At 44.1% G+C, this 22,540-nt stretch carries 16 protein-coding genes; 11 read left to right on the forward strand and 5 right to left on the reverse strand.

The features are described 5' to 3' along the window. Positions 1–6 precede the first annotated feature (6 nt). From MKZ16_RS07985 to MKZ16_RS08015, 7 genes are all read left to right on the forward strand, one after another. Positions 7–843, forward strand: a complete 837-nt coding sequence (locus MKZ16_RS07985; protein ID WP_036675652.1) for a carbohydrate ABC transporter permease — start codon at positions 7–9, stop codon at positions 841–843. A gap of 141 nt (positions 844–984) precedes the next feature. Then, positions 985–2,382, forward strand: coding sequence for an extracellular solute-binding protein (locus MKZ16_RS07990; protein ID WP_076100552.1), 1,398 nt, complete (start codon positions 985–987; stop codon positions 2,380–2,382). 115 nt (positions 2,383–2,497) lie between these two features. Continuing rightward, positions 2,498–3,772 (forward strand): alpha-L-fucosidase, encoded by a 1,275-nt coding sequence (locus tag MKZ16_RS07995; RefSeq protein ID WP_256715486.1) that lies wholly within the window; start codon positions 2,498–2,500, stop codon positions 3,770–3,772. 25 nt (positions 3,773–3,797) lie between these two features. After that, positions 3,798–5,630, forward strand: a complete 1,833-nt coding sequence (locus MKZ16_RS08000; RefSeq protein ID WP_076104906.1) for a beta-galactosidase family protein — start codon at positions 3,798–3,800, stop codon at positions 5,628–5,630. 51 nt (positions 5,631–5,681) lie between these two features. Continuing rightward, the gene (locus MKZ16_RS08005) at positions 5,682–6,476 is read left to right on the forward strand and encodes a DUF421 domain-containing protein (protein WP_339815549.1); all 795 of its coding nucleotides are present in this window, start codon (positions 5,682–5,684) and stop codon (positions 6,474–6,476) included. A 108-nt stretch (positions 6,477–6,584) separates the two neighbouring features. Then, positions 6,585–8,081, forward strand: a complete 1,497-nt coding sequence (locus MKZ16_RS08010; RefSeq protein ID WP_076104908.1) for an alpha-N-arabinofuranosidase — start codon at positions 6,585–6,587, stop codon at positions 8,079–8,081. A 12-nt stretch (positions 8,082–8,093) separates the two neighbouring features. Next, positions 8,094–8,375 (forward strand): DUF6171 family protein, encoded by a 282-nt coding sequence (locus tag MKZ16_RS08015; protein WP_076100542.1) that lies wholly within the window; start codon positions 8,094–8,096, stop codon positions 8,373–8,375. 49 nt (positions 8,376–8,424) lie between these two features. Here MKZ16_RS08015 and MKZ16_RS08020 read toward each other — a convergent pair whose 3' ends face one another. The 3 genes from MKZ16_RS08020 to MKZ16_RS08030 form a co-directional block, all read right to left on the reverse strand. Continuing rightward, complete coding sequence (locus MKZ16_RS08020; protein WP_076100540.1) at positions 8,425–9,339, reverse strand: ArsR family transcriptional regulator; 915 nt, start codon at positions 9,337–9,339, stop codon at positions 8,425–8,427. A gap of 194 nt (positions 9,340–9,533) precedes the next feature. Beyond that, on the reverse strand, positions 9,534–14,441 hold the full coding sequence (locus MKZ16_RS08025) for a LamG-like jellyroll fold domain-containing protein (RefSeq protein WP_339815551.1): 4,908 nt from the start codon (positions 14,439–14,441) through the stop codon (positions 9,534–9,536). 482 nt (positions 14,442–14,923) lie between these two features. Further along, positions 14,924–15,829, reverse strand: a complete 906-nt coding sequence (locus MKZ16_RS08030; RefSeq protein ID WP_036675644.1) for an ArsR family transcriptional regulator — start codon at positions 15,827–15,829, stop codon at positions 14,924–14,926. 276 nt (positions 15,830–16,105) lie between these two features. Between MKZ16_RS08030 and MKZ16_RS08035 the strand changes: the two genes are divergently transcribed. From MKZ16_RS08035 to MKZ16_RS08050, 4 genes are all read left to right on the forward strand, one after another. Further along, positions 16,106–17,350 (forward strand): extracellular solute-binding protein, encoded by a 1,245-nt coding sequence (locus MKZ16_RS08035; protein WP_036675642.1) that lies wholly within the window; start codon positions 16,106–16,108, stop codon positions 17,348–17,350. Positions 17,351–17,429: 79 nt separating this feature from the next. Then, positions 17,430–18,308, forward strand: coding sequence for a sugar ABC transporter permease (locus MKZ16_RS08040; protein WP_038569498.1), 879 nt, complete (start codon positions 17,430–17,432; stop codon positions 18,306–18,308). 54 nt (positions 18,309–18,362) lie between these two features. Next, on the forward strand, positions 18,363–19,259 hold the full coding sequence (locus MKZ16_RS08045; RefSeq protein ID WP_036675639.1) for a carbohydrate ABC transporter permease: 897 nt from the start codon (positions 18,363–18,365) through the stop codon (positions 19,257–19,259). 104 nt (positions 19,260–19,363) lie between these two features. Then, positions 19,364–20,323 (forward strand): family 43 glycosylhydrolase, encoded by a 960-nt coding sequence (locus MKZ16_RS08050; protein ID WP_038569499.1) that lies wholly within the window; start codon positions 19,364–19,366, stop codon positions 20,321–20,323. Positions 20,324–20,657: 334 nt separating this feature from the next. Here the strand turns inward: MKZ16_RS08050 and MKZ16_RS08055 are convergent, their stop codons facing one another. Then, positions 20,658–21,470 carry an ABC transporter permease subunit gene (locus MKZ16_RS08055; protein ID WP_036675636.1) on the reverse strand — a complete coding sequence of 271 codons (813 nt, stop codon included), beginning with the start codon at positions 21,468–21,470 and terminating at the stop codon, positions 20,658–20,660. Next, complete coding sequence (locus tag MKZ16_RS08060) at positions 21,467–22,354, reverse strand: ABC transporter ATP-binding protein (protein ID WP_076104910.1); 888 nt, start codon at positions 22,352–22,354, stop codon at positions 21,467–21,469. Before MKZ16_RS08060 ends, MKZ16_RS08055 begins: the two co-directional genes overlap by 4 nt. Positions 22,355–22,540 lie beyond the last annotated feature (186 nt).

The following is a 22,540-nucleotide window of genomic DNA, read 5'->3' on the forward strand; positions in this document are numbered from 1 at the left end:
ATTAACATGCAACTGATTAGAAAAAATATGTCCAGAGTGATCACTACCTGCATCATGGGGGCTTTGTCCATTGTGTTTCTTATTCCGCTGATCTGGATGATTTCCGCAGCCTTCAAGTATGAAAAAGATGTAATGCGCTTCCCGATCCAATGGATTCCCGAGAAGATCAATGTAGCGTATAATTTCAAGATGGTTTGGATGGGACGGGTACCTTTCTCCCATTTCTATTTAAACTCCTTTAAAGTTGCGATTATTACAACCTGCATCACACTGATCATTTCATCTATGTCGGCGTACGCCTTGACCAAAATCAAGTTTAAAGGACGGAATATGGTCTTTCTGGCGCTGCTGTCGTTCATGATTATTCCTGACCAGGCCACGCTGATTCCGCGTTTTCTGCTGATTCGTTGGTTCGGCCTCTATGATACTCATGCTGCTATCGTACTAATGAGTATGTTCTCCATCTACTTCACGTTCTTGTTGCGGCAATTTATGATTGGTATCAGCGACGAATATATTGAAGCGGCGCGAATTGATGGTGCAGGCCATTTGCGGATATTCTGGTCTATCATTGTTCCGCTCTGCAAGCCGGTGCTCGCTACCGTGGCGATCATCAAATTTATCTGGACCTGGAATGACTACCAGAATCCGCTGATCTTCTTGCTAAACAAGAATTTGTACACTATCCCACTCGGTATGACACTGTTCCGGGACGATTATTCGAACAACTATGCGATTATGATGACGGCAGCCGTTTCGGCGATCATCCCATTGGTCATCGTGTTCATTGCCCTGCAAAAGCAAGTCATTAACGGAATCTCCTTGGGGGGCGTAAAGGGCTGACTTGCGGGTATGCAAAAGTGGGTAAAAGTCAAAAATGTGATCCTACTACAGCAAAATTGTGCACTTGGCTTGTACAGCGGGTGCCTATAATAAGAAATGAACAAGGCACTATACTTAAATTTCAGTGCGGGGGGAAGTAAAATGAAAACAAAGGGCAAAAAAAGATTATCCGTTGTACTAGGCTCCATGCTGGCGGTTTCCTTAACGTTAAGCGCCTGTGGAAATTCCGGAAATTCAGAGAAGAATGGCGGTGCTGAAGCCAGTACGAATGCCGGGAACACCAAGGTGGACAAGCAAGTCGCCATCAAATATTACAACTGGGACAATGAAGCCCAATCAGCAGGCACGGATGCCATGCTGCAGGAATTTATGGATCAGAACCCAAATATCAAGGTAGAGCATGTGACACTCGTTCCCGGTGATTCTGTGGAGATGCTGAAGAAACTCGACTTCCTGATTTCATCCGGCGAAGCGATTGACGTTGTTCAGGTACCAAGCCTCGGAGGCGTACTTGAACGGGCGACCCGGGGAGCACTTGCCCCGCTGAATGAATTCTATGAGAAGGATAACCTCGTTCCTGAGGATGAATATTATGTGAATGCTAAGGTAGACAACAACTATTATGGGATGCAATATACCAAGAGCAGCAACTATGTAATGCTGAACAAAGATGCACTGGATGAAGCTGGGCTGCCTGTACCTACTTTTGGCTGGACATGGGATGACTACCGCGATTATGCTAAAAAACTGACCAAAGGTGAAGGCGTAGACAAACGTTACGGCACATACTTCCACACCTGGGAGTTGTATATGAACGCTCCGGCCCAAACGATGATGAAAGATCCATTCGTGTATGATGACGGGACGACCATTTTCGCGGATCCAACCTATAAATACTTCTTCCAGCTGCGCAAAGATATGGAGTCTGCTGATAAATCTGCGAAAACTTATGCAGACGCTTTAGCGGCTAAGCTCAATTACCGCACGGAATTCTTTAATGAAGAAGCCGCTATGATTCTGGCTGGTAACTGGACGATTGCTGATCCGGGCAATACTGAGCAGTATCCGCATGATTTCAAGACAGCTTTTGCTCCGGTACCGGTGCCTCCGGCAGGATCGGAACCGAAAGAATACGAGGGCAAATACTTCACCAGCGGCAATATGCTGGCGATGGGCGCTACTTCGAAGAACAAAGAGGCGTCTTTCCAACTGATGAGATTTATGTCAACGGCTGTTAGTGATAACAGACTGGAATTCTCCGGTTATAAAAAAGCGGATAATGAAGCCTTGCTGACCAAACTGGTAGCTGGCAAAGAGGATATGTATGATATGGATTCACTCAAATATACACTCTTTGACAGTGCAATTCAGTTCCTTGATGGTGCGCAGGTGATGACGACGGCAACATCCGAATTGACCAAAATAATCGATGACGGCTTCAGCAGATTTATGCTTGGAAATGAATCGATTGATAAGGTGCAGCAATGGATGGTTGATGAAGCGACAAAAATCATCAACGAAAAAGGTGTTATCAAATAAATAGGGAATAAGCAAGTATCACAAGTTGTGGACGGGGCTTTGGAAGGTCATCAACTGGCTTTCCAAAGCCTTATTTATATATTGGGCCTACACAAACATATGGGAGAGTGTAGAAATGATGGAAAGCAGATTTTCACAGAATAAGCCGGAAGAGCAACTGGCGCTGCCTTCTAGGGAACAGCTGGAGTGGCAGGACCTGGAGCTGGGGATGTTTTGCCATTTTGGCATCAATACGTTTTGCGATCAGGAGTGGGGAGAAGGCAATGATTCACCTGCGGTCTTCAATCCGCTTCATTTGGATGCCCACCAATGGGTTAGTACGGCCAAAGAAGCTGGATTCCGTTATTTTATACTGACAGCTAAACATCATGATGGCTTCTGCTTGTGGCCGACTGCGACAAGTACTTATTCTGTGGCTTCTAGCCCATGGAAAGAAGGTCGCGGCGATGTCGTCAAGGAATGCGCGGAGGCTTGCCGTGAACTTGGAGTTGGCTTCGGCATTTATTTGTCTCCGTGGGACAGACATGAGCCCTGTTATGCAGATCCGCAAGCGTACGATGATTTCTATGCCCTGCAATTACAGGAATTGCTTACGGGCTATGGTCCGCTTACGGAAATTTGGTTCGACGGCGCAGGGTCGGAGGGCCGCAATTACGATTGGCAGCGGATTATGGATCTGATCAAGCGCCACCAGCCAGGCGCCATGGTGTTTAATATGGGGGCACCAACGATCCGCTGGGTTGGCAATGAGGATGGCGTTGCTCCTTATCCATGCTGGAACACTGCAAATTCTGCGCGGGGTAGCATGTTTAGTGAAGCTTCATTGAACTGGCTTCCCGGAACGCCGAGCTGGGTGCCTGCGGAATGCGATGTGCCCATCCGTAAAGACCGCTGGTTCTGGCATCCTGAGGAGGAGCATCTGCTGCTGTCTCTGGAGCAGCTAATGGATATTTATTATCGTTCGGTTGGACATGGGGCAACTTTGCTGCTCAATGTAGCCCCTGACAACCGCGGGCTGTTTCCGGAGGCTGATGTGCAGCGGCTGCTGGAATTCGGCAAGGAGATAAGACGCAGATTTGACAAGGCTCTGGCGGTAACAGCAGGTACTGGAGATATTGTTGAACTGGAATTGCCAGCAGCTACTGTGATTGATCATGCCGAGATTATAGAGGATATCGCTTACGGCGAGAGCGTGGAAGGATATGTGCTGGAAGCGTACAGCAACGGGGCGTGGCTGGAGTTGAAGCGTGGCAGTGCGATTGGCCATAAGAAAATCGACGCCTTCCCTCCGGTTGTCGCAGAGAAAATCCGCTTACGGGTGTCAGAAGCTGCCGCAAGCCCCAAGATCAGACGGCTTGCCGTCTACCACTGCGGGGAATCGTTAGAATAAATATTAATAAAGGAGGTTGTCGATAATGAGCCTGCTCACCTGGAACGACGGACACTATTTGCTGGACGGACAGCCTTATCGTATCGTATCAGGAGCCATTCATTATTTTCGGGTTGTGCCTGAATATTGGAAAGACCGGCTGCTGAAATTGAAAGCCTGCGGATTCAATACCGTGGAGACCTACATCGCCTGGAATATACATGAACCTAAAGAAGGGGAGTTCGTATTTGATGGCATGGCCGATGTGGTATCTTTTATCGAACTGGCTGGTGAACTTGGGCTTCATGTTATTGTCAGACCGAGTCCATTCATCTGTGCGGAGTGGGAGTTCGGAGGCCTGCCGGGCTGGTTGCTAGCTTACGGGGAACTCCAGCTTCGCTGCTGTGACCCTCTTTATTTAAGCAAGGTAGACCGTTATTACGATGAGCTAATTCCTCTGCTGGTTCCGCTGCTCTCCACACATGGCGGACCAATTCTGGCCGTTCAGGTAGAAAATGAATATGGCAGCTATGGTAATGACAGTGGCTACCTGGGCTATATGCGTGATGGACTGGTCAGCAGAGGGATCGATGTGCTGCTCTTTACTTCCGACGGGCCAACCGATGAGATGTTGCTCGGCGGAACACTGGAGGATGTGCATGCGACAGTCAATTTCGGCTCCAGTACAGAGGAATCCTTCCGCAAATATCGGGAATACCGCTCTGAAGAGCCGCTTATGGTGATGGAATACTGGAACGGCTGGTTTGATCACTGGATGGAGGATCATCATGTACGCGATGCCGGGGATGTAGCAGGTGTTCTGGATGAGATTCTGACACAGGGCTCCTCATTTAATATGTACATGTTCCATGGTGGAACCAATTTTGGTTTCTATAATGGTGCGAATCATATCGTCACCTACGAGCCAACGACTACAAGCTATGACTATGATGCCCCGCTCACGGAATGGGGAGATACGACGGCGAAATTTGAAGCTGTCCGGTCGGTACTCAGCAACCATGGATTTGCCCCGACTTGTCCACTCCCTGAGCCGATTCCGAAGATTTCTTACGGGAAAGTCGCTTTGACGGAAAGAGCGGAACTATTCACGGCTTCCAATCTGGAGAAGTTATCAGAGACGGTGAACAGCGTGTGTGTACAGCCGATGGAGAAGCTCGGACAATCCTATGGTTTTATATTGTACAGCACTTATGTGAAAGGGCCGCGCTCTAGACAGAAACTCTACATCGAGGGCGTGCGCGATCGGGCGCAGGTCTTCCTGGATGGACAGGTGCTTGGGGTGATTGAGCGCTGGAATCCGCTGCCACTGGAACTTTCCATCCCCGCTGGGGGAGCGCAGCTGGATATCCTCGTCGAGAACATGGGACGAATCAATTACGGGCCGCTCATTCGCGATCCGAAAGGGATTCTGGACGGGGTTCGGATTGATAACCAGCTGCAATATAACTGGACGATTCGTACTTTGCCGTTGGAACAGGAACAGCTGGATTCACTAGCGTACAAGAAGCACCCGGTGGAGAAGCAGCAAACTGCGACCCTTTCGGGTCTGCCCGGATTCTACCGGGGGAGCTTCGAGGCGGAGGAGATTGGCGATACCTTTCTACGATTCGATGGATGGAATAAAGGGGTCGCCTGGATCAATGGTTTTAATCTGGGCCGCTACTGGAACGCAGGGCCGCAACGCGCCCTATATATCCCGGGCCCATTGCTGCGCAAGGGGCGCAATGAACTTGTTCTTTTGGAGCTGCATTGCCGTGCGGAGACTTGCGAGATTGAGCTTGTGAACCTTCCTGATCTGGGAAGAACTTCGGCCGTCGATGACGCCGTGTTGAATTTTGTGCAGGATGATAACTTGTAGATTCGCAGCTAGGGCTTTGGGGCGGTTCTTTAGAACCCTTCCAGAGCCTTTTTGACGTCTATAAAAATCTCCGGGGCACGTTTCATTTCACCTTGGTATGTGAATAATGGGGGATTGAATAGGAAGGGAGCATTAGAGATGCAGGTGTATATGGACATTGTGCTTAGGGCGTTTGTTGCTATGATCATGCTTTTGCTGATCGCCAAAATATTGGGAAAACAAACGTTATCTAACTTGACCTTCCACGATTTCGTGACGGGTATTATATTGGGCTCAATAGCCGCGAACCTGGCGTTTAATAAACAGCTGCATTCTTCCTACATGATCCTGGCGCTTATAGTCGTTACCGTTACATCTTTTATACTATCTATCATCGCTTTAAAAAGTCGTAAAATGAGAAGCTGGATTTCAGGTTCACCCACTGTACTTATTGAGGATGGGAAAATTCTTGAGCAAAATATGAAAAAGGTAAGGTATTCGTTGGACTCTTTGGATCAGGCATTGAGAGAAAAGGAAATATTTAATCTAGAGGTAGTAGAATACGCTGTGCTGGAAGATAACGGAATGGTGTCTGTATTAAAGAAACAAGAGTACCAATATGTTACCCGAAAAGATCTAAAGCTGTTGTCCGTTCCTCAGAGCTTTCCCGTTGAATTGATTATGGATGGAATAATGCTCGCAGATAATCTTAAGGATAATGGCCTGACCCAAGAGTGGCTGGAGAACGAGTTAAGACGTAAGGGAAAACAAATTTCTGATGTGTTTTACGGGGTAAGAGGAACGCAGCAGCAGCTCATTTTTGACTATTATGAAGACGGGATAAAGAAACCTATTGATAAAGAATAGCTTTTATTCATATTGGAGATTGACGGATGCCTAAGCAGCGTCTTATAATGTTTATATAATTATTAATTAGTTAATAAAAATATAAACGTTGAGAGGTGGTATTTAACCATGGCAGAACGTGCGATCCTTAATACTGACATTCGCAAAGGGACGATTAACAGAAATATTTACGGACATTTTTCTGAGCATCTAGGCCGTTGTATTTATGAAGGGATTTGGGTTGGAGAAGATTCAACTATTCCTAACACCAACGGCATTCGTAATGATGTCGTGAAAGCGCTTAAGGAAATTAAAATTCCTGTACTTCGCTGGCCAGGCGGCTGTTTCGCGGATGAATATCACTGGAAAGATGGTATCGGAGCCCGTGAAGGTCGTAAACGTATGATCAACACTCACTGGGGCGGAACGGTTGAGAACAACCATTTTGGTACACATGAATTCATGGAATTATGTGAGATGCTGGAATGTGAGCCTTACATTAACGGTAATGTGGGCAGTGGTACCGTTCAAGAGATGTCCGAATGGGTGGAGTATTTAACCTTTGGAGGCGTATCTCCAATGTCCGAGCTTCGCCAGCAGAATGGCCATCAAGAGCCTTGGGCTGTGACTTATTTTGGCGTGGGGAATGAGAACTGGGGCTGCGGCGGGAATATGCGTCCAGAATATTATGCAGATCTTTATCGCCAATATCAGACGTATGTACGTAATTACGGGGACAATCGTATTCACCGGATTGCTTGTGGTCCTAACGTGGATGATTATCACTGGATGGAGGTTCTGATGCGTGAGGCAACACGCTTTATGGACTCGATTACCCTGCATTATTATACAATCCCTGGTCCAGCATGGGAGAATAAAGGTGCAGCTACAGGCTTTGAAACGAGTGAATGGTTTAGTACATTAGAGAAAGCCCTTCGCATGGATGAGCTGATCACCAGACATGGCGTTATTATGGATAAATATGATCCGGATAAAAGAGTAGGCCTTATCGTAGATGAGTGGGGAACTTGGTATGATGTAGAGCCGGGAACGAATCCAGGATTCCTGTATCAACAAAATTCAATTCGGGATGCTCTTGTGGCAGGCGTGACCTTGAATATTTTCCATAAACATAGTGACCGGGTACGGATGGCAAATATTGCGCAGACGATTAACGTACTTCAGGCAGTTATATTGACCGAAGGGGAAAAGATGGTGCTGACTCCTACGTATCATGTGTTCAATATGTTTAAAGTCCATCAGGATGCGGAGCTGCTGGATTTGGCACTGGAAAGTGGCACTTACAGCTTTGAAGGCCGTGAGATTCCTGAAGTATCTGCTTCGGCATCCGTAACTGCTTCTGGAATCATCCATGTCAGCCTTTGCAACTTGAACCATGCTGCCTCTGCTGCTGTTCCACTTGAGCTTCGTGGTCTTTCCGGGAAGAAGGTTGAAGTGACAGGCACAACACTTGCCGGTGATAAAATTGATGCTCACAATACCTTCAGCCAACCGGAGGCGGTAGTGCCGCAAGCCTTCACTGCCTTTACTCTGGAGGGCGATCTTCTTAATGTTGAGCTGCCTCCAATGTCAGTAACCGTGCTGGAGATTACGCCGAAGGCTTAAGGTGGTGTTACCATGTCAACAACATCAACATGCAAGGGATGCAGAGAGGATTATAAAGTTACGCCAACGCAGATTAATCGTATCTTGTCTTCTTCCATGTTTAAGCCAGAGTTTTGTGTTCCAGATGAAGTTTATGCTGAACGGGTTGCCCTTTGTGGGACTTGCCCTAAGCTGCACGAAGGGGTAACTTGCGTCGCTTGCGGCTGCATCATCCCCGTAGTAGCCAAGCTTAAGGAACGTAGTTGTCCATTGCCCGGGGGTGGCTTGTGGGGTCCCTTTATCGAAAAGAATTAAGCTAAAATAAGAGCCGCATTCGACTCTCCAATGGGAGGTGAATGCGGCTTTATTCTTGGTTATCCGTATAGAACAACTCAACGATTAGATCTTCATTGTAATTTCCAAAACCTTTGCCAAAAAGAGTAATCCCGCCAATATGCTCGGCATCTTCATCTACGGAAAGCTTGAAAGACCACTGTTTGTCACGGATATTTACTTGATCAAGGGTAACTTCTGAGAGCTTCAAACCATCCATAAATGTACCTTTTGCTGTAATGCGCAGCTGCTTGAGCAAGCCGTATTGGTTCGTGAGTGCTGGCCACCAGGCCGGTGTATATTTACCACGGCTATCCCCGTAGTCACCGGGACTTGTCCAGAATCCAAGCTTCACTCCGTTCAGAGTGAATGTGATATCCGAAGGCCAATTATTATTAATGGAAGGTGCTTCGGAAGCAATTTCCATGGTTATAATCAATTCCTCAGGATGCTGGCTGGAGAGTAGGAAATTAGGGATTTTATATTCAATAAATCCTTTGCCGAACCAAAGAATCCCCGCATTCATACGCTCAAGATCCCAGAAATATCGGGGATCATCAAAACTGCCGATCACTTTCTCAGTAGTTGCAAGACCACAGGTTGGCTCGATCAGGAAGTCGGAATAATGTCCAACCGGAATTTCCTTGCGATAACTTTTGCGCTCATTGATTTGTCTGCCTGGAAAGGTGATTTCTGCTCCTTCAGCAGCTAGAGTACAGATCTTTTGCAGACCACTTCGACCAGGTGCCATATGCGTCTGGATCAGGCCGGCAGCTTCCAGCTTACGCACATGCATAGTCATAATGGCGCTGCTCAAATTTACTGCTGCGGCCAATTCCTTAACATTCATAGGATTTTCGGCAAGCAAACGCAACATGTGTAGGCGTACTGAGCTGGCTAAAGCTTCATAGACGGGAAGGGATTCTTCCGACAGGTCAAGTTTCATAAATGGCCTCCAATTAAAATTTATGGGCTAATCGCCGATGATTAAGAAATTTATTAATAACAATATAAAAATCGACGTTTATCTCGGACGTATAGTTAATGATTATATTAGTTAAATACTTTTTTTACAATATGGGACTTTAAAAAAAGAACGGAGCCTGTGGCTCCGCTCTCTCTTTTCAAATCAAGTCTTGCTTAATCTACGTTCGAGCTATACTCTGCCTGTACTTCATCTGACTTGAGCGCTCTGCTGTAAATCTTCAGTTCATCAATCATACCCTGAAATGGTGCATCCCAATAGTTGACGCCTAGAGCGAAAACACCATTCTTATTCTTAAAGACATTCGGGAAGCCCTCACCAGAGAACTGCTCTACTCCGTTGAGGTAAACTTTTACGGTTCCATTGCTGACCGTAAACGCAACATGTGTCCATGTATTTACTGGAATCTTCATGGCAGAAATAGCATCATACCAAGCTTCTCCGGACCATAACAACGTTTTACCGCCACCGTTCTGAGGAACGAAGCTAATCCAGCTATTTTTAGTGGCAGCGCCGAAGAAAGTAGTTGTTGCATCTGTAAGTTGTTCAGGGTTTAGCCACATAGATACGGTGTAGGTATTGCTGTCAATTAATCCATCAGGCAAACGGATACCGGAGGTACCGTTGAATATTGCAGCTTGACCGAGGACACCGTTACCGTATGTGATATTGCCTACTGTTGGGCTATCTACTTTTGCTCCTGTAACTTCGCCTTTTCCGTTCAATTGGAAGGAGTCATCCAGGTCGCCATCAAAAGCATAATGAGCTACTTTTCCATCAGTTACATTTACTGTGTAGCTGGCTGAAACTTCGCTTCCATCAGTCGCTGTTGCAGTAATTACAGCTTGGCCACCGACAGTTAGTGCTGTTACTATTCCGCTCGCTGCGTCAACAGCCACTACGCTGGAATCGCTAGAGCTCCAAGTTAGCGCCTTATTTCCGGCATTGGTCGGAAGCACACTTACTTGAGGGGTGAAAGTATTTCCTACAGCTACTGATTTAACAGCTTCACTGAATGAAATATTACTTACTTTGATGTTCGTATCAGGCTCACCGTTTACAAGCCAGCCAACAGCTTCCGCAGACAATGCTCTATCATACACGCGGAATTTATCAACCAAACCTTTGTAGGGTGCATCCCAATAGTTCACACCAAGAGCAAATACGCCGTCTTCTGTATCAAAAATATCTGTGAATCCTTTTCCGGAGGATTTCAATACACCATTTACATACATATTGACTGTTCCAGCATTGTAAGTGAAGGCTACATGCGTCCACTGGTTAACTGGAATTTGTAAGCCTGTATCAGCATCCAGCCAAGTCTCGCTACCGAACCAGAGTCTAGTGGTTGCTCCACCGTTTCCATAAGGCAGGAGACTGAACCAGTTCGTTTCGGTTTTAGCACCGAAGAATACAGGAGTAAAAGCTTTTAATTCGGATGGATTCAGCCACATCCCTACCGAGTATGCGCTACTTTGAATTAATCCGTCAGGTAGACGAACACCGGATTTGCCATCAAACTTGGCTGCCTGACCGTCTTTACCAGCCTCAAAAGTGATGTCTCCATCCTCAGTGTTGTTGATCAGATTTCCGGTGACTATGCCGTCAGCTGTACGATCACCATTTTCTGCAAGGTCGCCATCAAAGTCAAAGGCAGCTACTAAGCCGTCTTCCAGTTGCGTGCTCTTTTTTTCCATAACAACGGCGGTGAAGGTTTTAGTTACTGCGACTTCGCCCAGCTTAATTGTAGCAGTCAGTTCAACTGTAGCGTTTCCAAGTCCAAGTTCAGGACGAGTAACCTTACCATTGTTACCAATTACAGCCTCATTGGAAGAGGACCATGAAATTTCTGCTCCGCGCAAGCCTTCCGTAGGGAGGGTGATGTCATCGTATATTTTTCTTGTGTCACCAATACTCAAGCCTGCAGCAATATTGTTCAAAATCTGCTCAACGCTCATCGATTCCATCTGGCTGCCCCAGATAGTGATTCCTTGATCTGACATTGCGGTGAACGTCATAACATGCTGTTGGCGTGAGGAATCCCATTGCTTCACAAATACACCTTTGTAGAGATGTTGTACGGTGTTTCCATTTTCCGTTTCGTTAATAAGCAAATGAGCGAAGTACTCATCCTTCAATTCCCAAGTTCCGGTTAACGATCCAGCGATCGTTCCGTCACTTTTCAGCTCGATATCTACTGTAGGTTTGATGATGCCTGAAACATCTTTGCCGTGGTTAACGAACTGATAAGAGCCGACAACATTATCCCGTGCTACAGCCCCAATAGTTTCACCCGTGTAACGATGTACGGCAGTTACTGGCCAGCCATCTTCGTTAGTGAACATTTGATGCACACGAAGTTCATGTGTTTCACCACGGAGTGGGAAACGAGTGTGGAAGAAGTTAAATATTTTACCCGTTTCATCATCATATTGTACCGAGTTATGTCCTGAGGACACATAACCATACGTTTGGAAATTCGGGTCTGCATTTTGATTTGTAAACATGAAGTTTCCTAATAGCTTATTACCATATGGTGTGTTGTCACCATCGGTAGTTAGAACAGCATTCTGTCCTGCTGCATCCGTATAAGGGCCGTCCGGATTTGTTGAACGGAACTGCCGCATGCTGTAACCGCCTTTGGAGTCAAGTCCACCGTAAGTTACATACAAGAAGTAGTAACCAGTATCCTTGTCGTAAACGATATACGGACCTTCACCCGATTTGGTCATTCCGCCAGAAATATGGGTTCCGAAATAGCGGTCGATAAGACGTCCATCAGCGGTCTTTCCATCTTTGCCTGGATATTTAGGTTCTCCGGTAGCTGGATCAATCTCCAGAATGAATATACCACCTGACCATGAACCATAAGTCATCCAAAGCTTGTTGTCTTTGTCGTAGAAAATAGTTGGGTCAATTGCATTTGTATAGGTTTTGTTTTGGTACAAACCACCTGCATTAAACCAATCTGGATTGACACCTTCCAGCGTTCCATTGTCGATAAGGTCCTTGATATTTGTATTGTCCCATTTCTTATTTACTTTACTGTCACTGTCATAAGCCTCTTCCTTGGTGAAACCGGAATAAATTACGGTATTTCCATAAGTATAAGGCCCTTCGATATTTTGCGAAGTGGCGTAGCCAATCGCCGAACGGATATAAGTAGAAGAAGCGCTGTAATACATCATATAAGCGCCAGTTGTTCCATCAGCGTTCTTATAATCGTTATTCCAGAATACGTCCGGTGCCCAGATGGAGAATCCGCCTTTACTGTCCGAATCGTTCTCGCCAGCCCATTTAAAGGATTCTGCCAGATTCTTGGACAGATCACCAAAAATCACGTTGCCCGGTGTTGTATAACCATTAGTGAACTGTGTCCAGTTCATCAGATCATCTGATTTGGCCGCATCGATATGGGAGCCAAATACATAATAAGTTCCATTATCCACTACCACCGATGGATCATGTACCGAGACATTGGTGAGTGCTGGTGCAGTTGCTCCCGGACTAGGTGTAGCCGTCGGACTAGGTGTAGCCGTCGGATTTGGTGTAGCCGTCGGATTTGGTGTAGCCGTCGGATTTGGTGTAGCCGTCGGATTTGGTGTAGCCGTCGGATTTGGTGTAGCCGTTGGATCTGGTGTAGCAGTTGGATTTGGTGTAGCCGTCGGATTTGGTGTAGCCGTTGGATCTGGTGTAGCAGTTGGAGCCGGAGTAGCTGTAACTTCCGGAGCTGATGTAGCAACAGAACCGCTGTTAGATCCACCAGTACCAGTGGTTGCCGTAGCCGTTGGAGTTGGTGTTTCAAAATGGATTAGCTGACTGTACTTGCTATCAAAGATAACCTTACCCGTGCCTTGGATGGTTAGGATATCGTTGAAACCAAGGATTAGATTCTTGATTTCCGTACCTGCCTCTACACGCAGCTTGGCTTTTTGCTTCAGTGTAACTTCAGCAATACTGCCTGCTGTCAGATGGAGTGTAGGCTCTCCCAACGCTTGAAGCTCAACGGAATCAAAGCTTCCTCTCAGCTTGAGGATGGAATCCTTAGGCAGCGTATTCTCAACAATAACCCGGCTGAAACCTGCCCCCGTTAATGCATCTTCCTCTAGTATTACACTGGAATGTACGCGTACGTTTGGTACAGCACTTGTGCCTCTAGTAACGACGCGCAGCTTGCCGTTATGCTTATCTACTACCATTTCAGCAGCATTGGAGTCGCTTAGTACGACACTGTTCTCACCGCCACCGGCAACGAATACTTTTCCCTTAACAGTGACATTATTCAGTGTGATATCGCCCTCAGCAATACCTTCGGTAAGGTAGAGATTCCCTGAGATTGTGGAGTTTTTCAACTCTACGCCTGGGCTGCTGATAACCATATTCCGAGTGTTAATCCCCGAATAGCTTCCGCTCTTAGGTGTGATTTCTCCGCCCAGCTTCTCAATCATGCGCAGTGCTTCCGCTCTTGTTACAGCCTGAGTTCCTTTAAAGCTGCCGTCAGTGTAGCCTTGCAGATAACCTTCACCAAGTAAAGACAATACTGCTTCTTGGCTCCATTCTGGCAAATCAGCAGCATCCTTTGGTGCAGAAGTGCCAACAGATGAGTTGAGTTGGAACAGTCTGTATAACATTACTGCAGCTTCTTGACGACTTACTTGCTGTGCGGGTCGGAAGGTGCCATCGCTGTATCCTGTCACATATCCTGCAGCGGTTGCTTTTTGGATATCGCTGTAGTAAGCACCTGTCGTGGAAACATCCGTGAAGCCAATTTCGGCTTTTTCCTGCAAATTAAAGACCCGATTAACCAGAGTAACCCACTCTGCACGGTTGATTTCTTGATTTGGCTTATATATTCCGTTTCCGTAACCCAGAATCAAGCCCTTATCTACCCAAGATTGAAAATCCTTCTGTGCCCAGTGGCCGGAATAATCGGCGATTTGTTGCTGAGTGGATAATGCGACTGATTTGGAATCGCTTGCAGAAGCTGCAGAAATTAATGGAGCAGGCACTAATAGAGTGAGTGCAAGCAGGGAAGCGGTTAGTTTACCAGTAGTTTTTCTCAAATGTATGATCCTCCGATTCTAGTGATGTAGAGCTTGTACACGCGTATTTTTCCAATTCCTCCCTTCTTTACTGAAAAAAATGTAAAACGCTTACATAAATAGCTACTAAAAAAACGCTTTCGTATATGAAAATGGTTTTAATTTATGTATTACTAAACCATAACAAGAAAAACGTTTTATAATGCTCTCATTTTAAGCATGATATCAGCAAATAGTCAAATAGAAATTTATAAATCTGTGAATCTTTTTATATTTTTATAAATTATAATTTCAAATAAGAGGAAAATGATTTAACTACTGGTGATTAATGCTGAAGTGGATAAGAGTGAAATTTGGTGAATGGATGACTAGGCGGGATATATCAGCATGGATAAAGAGAGGGGGTAGGGCATAACGGGTGGGGGGGAGCTAAGGAAGAATAGCTAATTAGTTGTTCACCCCCGCAAAAAGAACCAGTTTTGCTTAGAACATAAAAGAAAAATTTACAGATAGTACAATTTGAAAATGATATCTTGATCATGGTTTCCGAATTTTTTTCCGAAAATCGTTGCTCCTCCTACATGCTTTGCATCTTCCTTCACTTCGATCCGAAAGGTCCAACGGTCACAAGTCGTATCTAAATCCTCAATCGAAACCTGAGACAGCGGGTCACCGTCAATGTAAGTTCCATTGTGGTTTGTAATTCTAATCGTTTTTAGCAATCCGTATTGATTGATATTGTGTGGCCACCATTCCGGTGTGAATTTACCTCTAGCATCAGCGAAATCCCCGGGGCTCGTCCAAGTCCCTAATTCCAAGCCATTCAAAGAAAAGGTGATGTCTGAAGGCCATACGTCATTAGCAAAGGGGAATTCGGAAGAAAGCTCCAAGCTAATTTCAAATTGCTGTAGGGTTTCCTCTTTTTTTAGGAAATTAGCGATATTATATTGCACATAACCTTGAGTGAACCAGAGAATCTCTGCGTCCACTCTTTTAGAATCCATGAAATACTTAGGTTCGTCTACTCTGCCGATAAACTCCTTATCCGTAGCAAGTCCGCAAGTAGGTTTCAGATCATAATCGGTATAATGACCAATCGGCACTGATGTCTCGTAGGAGGCAAAGGAGTGAAAGATTTTCTTCGGGAAGTTAATCTCAATATGATCCACCCTAAGGATTGAGATTTTTTGCATTCCTGATTTACCAGGCACCTTTTCCGTTTTTATGAGCCCTGCATCTTCTAGTTTTTTAATGTGTTTGGTAACGATAGGACTGCTTATTTTAAGTTCTTCTGCCAAATCTTTGATGTTCATCTTATTTTTGGAGAGCAACTGAATAATTTTGATGCGTACTTCACTCGCTAAAGCTTCGTAAACAACAAGAGAGGATTTGTCGATTTCCAACTGCATTTTACCCACTTCTTTCAAAGTTATTTCATATACTGTAAAGTTTATTAATCTATATATAAAGTAACATGAAAGGTAACCGAAGTAAATATAATATCGCTTTCATCTCCGAGAGATGAATCAAAAGGTTAATTAAACGAAAAAAAATTCTGTTAAGTTTATTTAAATGTTATTGACTACGCTTTCACAATGAATGTATACTAATCTCAAGTTAATCGTTTTCAAAGAAAGTGAACATGAATGGTTATCTTAACATTACAGCTGCAGGGGGAGAGAGTAATGAAAAAGAAATTTGGAGTTTTATTAGCAACGGTTCTAACATTATCGACAGTTTTGGCAGGATGCGGTGGTAAAGATGATAGTAAGACGATTACGTTCTGGACACCGCTGACCGGTGATGACGGTGCTTATATGGATCAAATTGTTAAAAACTACAATGCAACGAATCCCGAAATTAAAGTAAAACATGTTATTACGGCTGATATGTACACAAAGATTTCTACAGTTTTGGCATCTAGCAAAGGTGTTCCTGATTTAGCAATTATCCATGCTGACCGTGTTCCTGGATTTGTTAAACAAGGTGTACTGGAATCCATGCAAGATACCGTATTGCCAGCACAACCTGAACTGAAAGCTGAAAATTACTTACCACAAGCTTGGAACACTGGTAATATCGATGGAACTCAATACACAGTTCCTCTTGATATTCATAGTAACGTAATGTATTACAATAAAGATTTGCTGAAAAAGTATAATGCTGAATCTTTCTTGGATGATAACGTTGTTACTATTGATGAAATGCTTTCCTTACAAGGTAAATTGGATGAAGGCGATTACGTAGTTAATGATGCTTTGCTGGGCTGGGTTATCTTGGCTCAAATTCAAGATTTGGGCGGCGATATCCAAGTTGATGGAAAACCGGCTGTTAACACCCCTGTCTTTAAACAAGCGTTTGAAAATGTTAAGAAAATCGCCGATGCTGGCCTTATGACTCCATTTGGTGAAGACGGTTACTTGATGTTCCAATCTCAAAATGTACTTTTCTCGACAGACGGAACTTGGAGTTCTACAGCACATGCTGGGGTTGAAGGTTTGAACTTTGGCGTGACCAATGTTTATTCTCCTACTCCTGACAAATTCACCAACAGATCTTCTTCTCACTTGTTCGCTATGTTGAAAAATGATAAGAGAACAGACGAAAAAGAAGTAGGTATTGCTAACTTCTTGGAATATGTTCGTACGAATTCGATGGAATGGGCAAAAGCTGGACAAAACGTAGCTAGTAACGTAGTTAACCAAAGCCCTGAGTACAAAGACTATATGCAATCCTTCTTTACATCTGATGAAAAAGAAATCGAATCCCTTTACATTTACACATATGAATACTACCCATACATTGCGGAAGCTGTAGATACTTACTGTGCGGATATCGTTCGTGGCAACGTTGATATTGATGAGACTTTGGCAACGATGCAAAAATTTGTTGAAGATAAAATTGCGGAAAGCAGCAGTGCAGCAAAATAAAGCAAAATAGAATAGATTGTACGAAGTAATGTGCCATGTTATGGTGCATTACTTTGTGCAAAAGGAGAAATGAATTCCTATGAAAAAGAAAATCAATTGGGCACCTGCTTTCTTTGTAGGTCCGCATGTCATTTTGTTTGCTGTCTTCATTTTATTGCCAACGATTTATGGGATTTATGCTTCATTTACAAAATGGAATTTAATGAGTGATCCGGTATGGGTAGGCTTTGATAACTATAAAGCTATTCTTTTTGACGGCGGATCAACCTTTCATACTCAATTTTTCAGAGGCCTAAAAAACACATTGATTTTCGTTGCTATGTCTGTTCCGTTGCTGATTATTATTCCATTAATGGTCGCGGTGGCGTTGGAACATAAAAAAGTTAAAATGAAGAGCTTAATTCAATCTATTCTTTATATTCCTGGCTTGATTTCAATTTCTGCGGCAGCACTGATTTGGCTGTTGATCTTTAATAAGCAACTAGGGATCACTGGTAATCTGTTTGGATCACAAATTGCTTGGCCTGCAAATCAACCCTATGCGTGGATTATTATCATTGTAATTACTTTATGGGGTGGTATTGGGGGCAACATGATTATCTATCGTGCTTCCTTAAGTGGCGTGGCTCAAGAGTTATATGAATCAGCGGAGCTCGATGGTGCGGGTTCAATTAAAAGATTCACCAGTATTACCTTGCCATCTATTCGTTTTCCATTAATTTATACCTTTGTTATGACAACTGCGGGTGCCTTTAATGTATTCGGCCAACCGTTAATGATGACCGATGGTGGACCTCGACAAAGTACACACGTTCTAATGATGTATATTCGTCAATTAGCTTTCGGTAACGGTGAATCCATCGCCGGGATGGCATCAGCTATGGCAGTTTTACTGGGATTAGTTATTTTGGTGATCTCAGCACTGCAATATTATGTAATGAACCGAAATGCTTCATAGGGTTCGCAGAAACTAATTGACTAACAAGGAAATGGAAAAGGTAGGTGTACTAAAATGTCAAACCAGGCAGTAAATCCAGTTGTAAATACAACAGGCAAAATAAAAGGCTCCTCCAGTGTAAGTATTTCAAAATATATATCCTATATATTTCTAGGTATCCTATGTGTGATTTGGATCATTCCTGTTATATTCGGGATTTCCACCTCATTTAGATCACAAACGGAAGTAGTATCCTCGGGCTTTAGACTATTTCCTAAAGAGTGGGTCTTTGAGAACTACGTTACGATCCTAAACAATACTTCTACAGCTCCAATTCTACGTTGGTTAGGTAACTCATTGTTTATTGCTACATCTCACACCATTCTGGTTGTTATTGTTATTTCGATTACAGGTTTTGGTTACACCCGTATTAAGTTTAAAGGAAGAGACACATTGTTCTTTACTTTGCTGGGGATCTCCTTCTTCCCGGGTGTTGTTAACTTGATTCCTTCGTATAAAATCATTGACTCCTTTGGTTGGGTGAACACTTCCTGGGCTATGATTATCCCTGGTCTTGCGGGTATGGGTAATATCTTCTTGGTCAGACAGTTTATGAACGGTATCCCAAAAGAATTAGATGAATCGGCTAAAGTTGATGGTGCAAGTGACTTTAGAATTTTCGCGCAAATTATATTGCCGTTAGTTAAACCAATACTAATTGTTTGCGGATTGTTCTCCTTTACTGGATCTTGGAATGACTTCCTCTGGCCGGTTATCGTGTACACAGACGTAGACAAAATGCCAATTACCGCTGGTTTGCTCTTATTGCAAGACATCTACGGAAACTATCGTATGATCGGACAATTAATGGGCTCGGCAATCATGGCGATTATTCCAACATTGCTGCTATTCGTTTTTGCACAAAAATACTTCGTTCAATCCATCAACCTGAATTCGGGTATCAAAGGTTAGATCGAATGAACTTAAACTTAAATACACCTTGACTTCTTATAAGGAAGGGTGTGTTTTGGTGACCTGCAAATATAAAAAAAGAGATAAATATAGGAGTTGTCATTGTGAGAGAATTTAATGTAAAAAATCCACTAGTTGAGCAACGAGCAGATCCTTGGATCTATAAACATACTGATGGTTACTACTATTTCATAGCTTCAGTTCCAGAGTTCGATAGAATTGAGCTTCGCCGTTCTGAATCCATTCAAGGATTGGCTGAGGCTGAAGGAAAGACCATTTGGGTTAAGCATGAAACGGGTTTGATGAGTGCTAATATTTGGGCGCCAGAGATTCATTATATTGATGGAAAATGGTACGTATATTATGCAGCTGCACATACCTCTGATACGAAAGACGGTTTATTTGATCATCGCATGTTTGCGTTAGAAAACCCATCCGCAAATCCTTTAGAAGGTGAATGGGTGGAAAAGGGTCAAATAAAAACAAAATGGGAATCTTTTGCCTTGGATGCAACAACTTTTGAGCATAAAGGAGTTAGATATTACGTTTGGGCACAAAAAGATCCTGCTATCCCTGGCAATTCAAATATTTATATTTCCGAAATGGAGAACCCTTGGACACTAAAAGGTGAGCAGGTGTGCATCACTACTCCTGAATACGATTGGGAAAAAATCGGATTTTTGGTGAACGAAGGCGCGGCAATCCTTAAGCGTAATGGACGTATTTTCATGACATTCTCAGCTAGTGCAACAGATCACAACTATTGTATGGGATTATTGACTGCTGATGAGAATAGTGATTTAATGGATCCAAAATCTTGGGTCAAGACACCTGAACCTGTGTTTACGACTTCTGAGGAAAACGGCCAATATGGTCCGGGACATAATAGCTTCACTGTCTCTGAGGATGGCACACAGGATATCCTTGTTTTCCATGCTAGAAGCTATAAGGAAATTGTCGGAGATCCGCTTTACGATCCGAATCGTCACGCACGTGTGCAAGTAATCCAGTGGAATGAAGATGGAACGCCAAACTTTGGTGTACCTAGACCGGATACGAAATAAAAAGGGATTTGTCGCATAAAACAACAGAGCAATGATTCTCCCAGAGGTGGAGAAACACTGCTCTGTTGTTTTTTATAAGAGTCATAGTTGTAACCCTCCTGAGGCTTAAGGACTCAGCTGACGCTATTTGCAATTTTTTAGTCATTTGAGTAAGGTTGCGGACCCCAGTGCAGCTATTCCTTTAGAAAAGGTTCGTTTTTGCTGATCTTCAAGCCAATAACGACTTTAGGGTCCGTTAGGTACGCAAATTTGTGATAAAGTTGCATTTAAGGTCAACTGTGTCCGATAGTTGCTTCGGGAACGCGTAAAAGCGAGTTGATCAAATGAGGTACTCTTATAATGGAAGATCCCGTCTTCTGAACAGCTCTACTCCCAAGGAAAAGGTGAGCACTCCGATCAACAGCAGCCAACTGGAGACCTGAATAATCTCCACGTTGCCCTGAACGATTTCCCCGGGTTGATAGAAGGAGAATAAGGTTAGGAAACGCAGCCCTTCCAGTTTGTCGCTTATTTTACCGAGTAGATCCAGAGTGAAAAATCCGAAGGCGATGGCGCCGGAAATTCCGAGCGCTTTTTTCTCGTCATTACATACAGAGGACACGAGAAAGGTAAGGCCGCCTACCGCAAAAAACAATAAAAACGCCACGGTATTCAGCTGAGCGAAGCGACCGCTGTTAAAGTCATATTCACTGCCAAGGAACCATGCTTTACCTAATAATCCGGCGAGGGTGGTTACACCCATAATTAAGAGTAATGCTGTAGTGAGAACAAGTGCCTGCGTGGTAGCGACTTTTCTCCGTGTAGTTGGGGCTATGAGCAGATAAGCCATGGAACCGCGATCCACGAGTCGAGCCATAAGCTGCGTTGACATTTGCACACAAACTATGGAAAGAATCAGAACTAGTATAAGTCCATAATATTCTCCGGAGATAAAAGCTTCAGCACTGGTAAATCCGCTATTTAATCCAAAGGCTTTACCCACACCCTCTGGCATCGCCTTAATAAGGTCATCAATTGCTTGTGTACTCCCCGCAATCCCAGGATAAAGCCAGATCATAAACAGAATATAGAAGGCAGAACCAAAGGCGTAATTCAATATTCCTTTCAGGTTCACTCGCATCATTTCCTTATAGAGCGGAAGATTCATTGCACTGCCCCCTCGCGGTCATAATAGTCCATGAAGATGTCCTCCAGATTCTGCGTGAATACGTCGATGCTGCGGACATTGTATTTTCCAGTTTCGCGGATGAATCGGTCATAATTGCCCTGCACAGCTATGCGGACCCTATTTCCCTCATGAGCTTCCACTTGTAGGCCGGAGGCGGCAAAATTCACTGCATCTTCACTATTCGCAAAAATGACCTCAAACAGCTTCCGTTGCATCGATTGCAGTTCATGAATATTTTTTACGGTGATAATCCGTCCGTCTTTAATAATTGCGGCGCGGTCACAGGTGCGTTCAATTTCCTGAAAGCTGTGTGAGGACATGAGAAAGGTAGTTCCGGCTGATTTTTCCTCCAGTACCAGATCAATAAATACCTTTTGCATGAGCGGGTCGAGACCCGAGGTAGGTTCATCCAGAATAATAACTTCAGGACTGTGCATAAAAGCAGCGACGATTCCGACCTTTTGCTTCATTCCCTTTGACATTTTTCGGATCGGAGTTGTGGCATCAAATTGCAAGCGTTCAATCAGCTGCTCGCGTTTGGTAGTATTTTTGATTCCCTGCATGGCTGACATGAATTTAAGGAAAGAAAGGCCCGTCATCCCATCAAAAAAGTTAATTTCACCGGGTAAGTAGCCAATATGCTTCTGGACTGTCCCTTGTGCCTTCCATACATCAAGCCCATGGATACTCGCATGCCCTTGATCTGGTTTCATAAAACCCATGATATGCCGTATAGTTGTCGATTTACCCGCGCCATTAGGACCTAGAAATCCAAAAACCTCGCCTTTGTTTACGGTAAATGTTACATCTTCGATTCCTTTGCCATTCGAAAATCGTTTAGTTAAGCCTTCTACAACCAGCATGCCGCCACCCCCGCCGCAAAATAATGAACTAATATGAATTGAATATTTCATATGTTATATTATTCCTAGTGGTTAATGAAGTCAATATAATTATGAAATAATTGAAATGGAATATTTCATTAAATTTAAATACGCATACTTAATAACGAAGTTAGGGTGGAAGCTATGAATGGATTTGAGAAGAGA

It is taken from the genome of Paenibacillus sp. FSL R5-0928 (assembly GCF_037970385.1).
GTDB classification, from domain to species: Bacteria; Bacillota; Bacilli; order Paenibacillales; family Paenibacillaceae; genus Paenibacillus_AQ; species Paenibacillus_AQ odorifer.

Excerpts from the sequence above, each read along its gene's own strand:
- MKZ16_RS08015 (WP_076100542.1), top strand. The coding sequence starts at position 8,094 with ATGTCAACAACATCAACATGCAAGGGATGCAGAGAGGATTATAAAGTT.
- MKZ16_RS07990 (WP_076100552.1), top strand. The coding sequence starts at position 985 with ATGAAAACAAAGGGCAAAAAAAGATTATCCGTTGTACTAGGCTCCATG.
- MKZ16_RS08035 (WP_036675642.1), top strand. The coding sequence starts at position 16,106 with ATGAAAAAGAAATTTGGAGTTTTATTAGCAACGGTTCTAACATTATCG.
- MKZ16_RS08000 (WP_076104906.1), top strand. The coding sequence starts at position 3,798 with ATGAGCCTGCTCACCTGGAACGACGGACACTATTTGCTGGACGGACAG.
- MKZ16_RS08055 (WP_036675636.1), bottom strand. The coding sequence starts at position 21,470 with ATGAATCTTCCGCTCTATAAGGAAATGATGCGAGTGAACCTGAAAGGA.
- MKZ16_RS08040 (WP_038569498.1), top strand. The coding sequence starts at position 17,430 with ATGAAAAAGAAAATCAATTGGGCACCTGCTTTCTTTGTAGGTCCGCAT.
- MKZ16_RS08045 (WP_036675639.1), top strand. The coding sequence starts at position 18,363 with ATGTCAAACCAGGCAGTAAATCCAGTTGTAAATACAACAGGCAAAATA.
- MKZ16_RS08010 (WP_076104908.1), top strand. The coding sequence starts at position 6,585 with ATGGCAGAACGTGCGATCCTTAATACTGACATTCGCAAAGGGACGATT.
- MKZ16_RS08030 (WP_036675644.1), bottom strand. The coding sequence starts at position 15,829 with ATGCAGTTGGAAATCGACAAATCCTCTCTTGTTGTTTACGAAGCTTTA.
- MKZ16_RS07995 (WP_256715486.1), top strand. The coding sequence starts at position 2,498 with ATGATGGAAAGCAGATTTTCACAGAATAAGCCGGAAGAGCAACTGGCG.
- MKZ16_RS08060 (WP_076104910.1), bottom strand. The coding sequence starts at position 22,354 with ATGCTGGTTGTAGAAGGCTTAACTAAACGATTTTCGAATGGCAAAGGA.
- MKZ16_RS07985 (WP_036675652.1), top strand. The coding sequence starts at position 7 with ATGCAACTGATTAGAAAAAATATGTCCAGAGTGATCACTACCTGCATC.
- MKZ16_RS08020 (WP_076100540.1), bottom strand. The coding sequence starts at position 9,339 with ATGAAACTTGACCTGTCGGAAGAATCCCTTCCCGTCTATGAAGCTTTA.